Source organism: Microbacterium sp. Bi128 (genome assembly GCF_918698205.1).
On sequence record NZ_CAKKMM010000982.1, the window covers coordinates 1 to 1929 of the forward strand.

The 1929-nt window shown below is 66.8% G+C and carries 2 protein-coding genes and 2 pseudogenes; 1 reads left to right on the plus strand and 3 read right to left on the minus strand.

The annotated features are described in order from the left end of the window. Positions 1–80: pseudogene (locus tag LQV45_RS28810) on the minus strand (phosphoribosylanthranilate isomerase); the annotation flags it as partial. 154 nt (positions 81–234) lie between these two features. Between LQV45_RS28810 and LQV45_RS28815 the strand changes: the two are divergent. Continuing rightward, on the plus strand, positions 235–888 hold the full coding sequence (locus LQV45_RS28815; protein WP_230010427.1) for a HutD family protein: 654 nt from the start codon (positions 235–237) through the stop codon (positions 886–888). Here the strand turns inward: LQV45_RS28815 and LQV45_RS28820 are convergent. Next, positions 885–1712, minus strand: a complete 828-nt coding sequence (locus tag LQV45_RS28820; RefSeq protein ID WP_230010430.1) for an ABC transporter permease — start codon at positions 1710–1712, stop codon at positions 885–887. The genes LQV45_RS28815 and LQV45_RS28820 overlap by 4 nt on opposite strands. 13 nt (positions 1713–1725) lie before the next feature. Next, a pseudogene (locus tag LQV45_RS28825) lies at positions 1726–1929 on the minus strand (ABC transporter permease); the annotation flags it as partial.

Here is a 1929-nt window from a genome sequence, read left to right on the forward strand (position 1 = left end):
AAGCCGACGGCGTCCGCGCCGGCGCCTGCCGCGACGCGGACCGCATCCGAGGTGCTCAGGCCGCACACTTTGACAAACATTCGGGCTCCTTCTGGGCGCTTCCTGCCTCCGACGTTAGCAAGGCCGGGCCCCCGCCGCCGACTTTGCGTCGGCACGGGCGTGCGCAGTCCCCGCCGGCGTCCCGGCGCGTCGGCGCGAGCGCCGTCCCCGGAAACGGGCCGATAGGCTGAGGCCATGGAGATCATCCGCTATGCCGAGCTCAAAGCCCACCCCTGGCGCAACGGCGGCGGGGTGACGCGCGAAGTGGCGCGCCATCCAAGGACCCCGTCCCTGCGGACCGCCCCGCAAGATACAGGGCAGGACAGCGCCTGGGACTGGCGCGTCAGCATTGCCGAAGTCTCCAAGGCGGGCCCCTTCTCCGCGTACGCCGGGATGGACCGTGTACTGACAGTGATTGACGGCGACTTGCTGCTGCTGAGCGTGGACGGGGCCGAGCACCCGCTGGAGAAGTACCGGCCGTTCCGGTTCTCCGGCGACGCGGACTCGGCGGGGGCACTGCCCACCGGCGACATCCGGGATCTGAACGTCATCACCCGCAACGGCGCCTTCAAGGGCTACACCTCGATCATCGAGCTGTCCAAGAAGCGTGCCCATCCGGTGTTCGCAGGCCAACTCGGCATCCTCCTGCAGGGGCAGGGGACCGTCAGCCCCGGGACTGCAGGCGGCACTCCCGTCGGGCCGGCCGCCGTCGCCGCCCCGGAGCCGGAGCGACTCGAACTGAACCGTTACGACGCCGTCGTCGGCGCCGATACCGCGACGCCTGAAATCGTGGGCCGCGGATTCCTGGCTGTCATCTCGATCGACCCTGCGGAACCCGGCACCGTTTAGGGCTCGTCCGCCTTCACCCGGGCGCCGCCGACACGCACCGAGTCCCCGGACAGCCGCTGCGCGAGCCAGATCGGGACGATCGAGACCACGATCAGCACGACCGCCACGACATTGACCACGGGAGCCTGGTTCGGACGGAAGAGGTTCTGCAGGATCCAGATCGGCAGCGTGGTCTCGCCGGCCCCGATCGTAAACGTGGTAACGATGATCTCGTCGAAGCTCAGCGCGAAGGCCAGCAGGCCGCCGGCCAGCAGGGCGGAGCGGAGCTGCGGGAAGGTCACCAAGCCAAATGTGGTGAAAACACCGGCGCCGAGGTCGGCGGAGGCTTCCTCGAGGCCGGCGCTGGTGCGGCGGAGCCGAGCAATGGCGTTATTGAACACCGTCACCATGCAGAACGTGGCGTGGGCGATCACCACCGTCCACAGGCTCAGCGGGACGCCCAGGATCGTGGTGAACATGTTGTTCAGCGCGATGCCCGTGACAACCCCGGGCAACGCGATGGGCAGGATGACCAGGAGGTTGATGACGTCACGGCCGAAGAACTCATAGCGCTGCAATGAGATCGCCAGCAGCGTCCCCAGCACCAGCGAAATGATGGTCGATACGACTGCCACCCACAGGGAGGACACGACGGCCTCCCTGACGCCGGGCGAGTCAAAGGCCTTGCCCCACCATTCCAGCGTGAAGCCCTTGGGCGGCCAGCCGAAAGTCCGGTCTGCGTTGAAGGAGTTCACCACCACCAGCAGCAGCGGTGTGTAGATGAACAAAAACACCAGCGCCGTGACAATGCCCAGGACCACCTTGGCGCTACGGGAAAGTCTCATGATGCTCCTCGCACTACAGGCTGTTCAGGGCGCCGGTGCGGCGGACGACGAAAAGGTAGAACATGATGATGGCGATCGGCACCAGCGATACCGCGGCGGCGAACGGCAGGTTGTTGGCCGCTCCGACGTTGGCGTAAATCACGGTGCCCAGCATCTGGGTGGTCCCGCCGACGATCTGCGCAGTGATGTAGTCGCCCATGGACAGGGAGAACGTGAA

Bases quoted from the DNA above. Each gene is read 5' to 3' on its own strand.
- LQV45_RS28815 (WP_230010427.1), top strand. From the start codon at position 235: ATGGAGATCATCCGCTATGCCGAGCTCAAAGCCCACCCCTGGCGCAAC.
- LQV45_RS28820 (WP_230010430.1), bottom strand. From the start codon at position 1,712: ATGAGACTTTCCCGTAGCGCCAAGGTGGTCCTGGGCATTGTCACGGCG.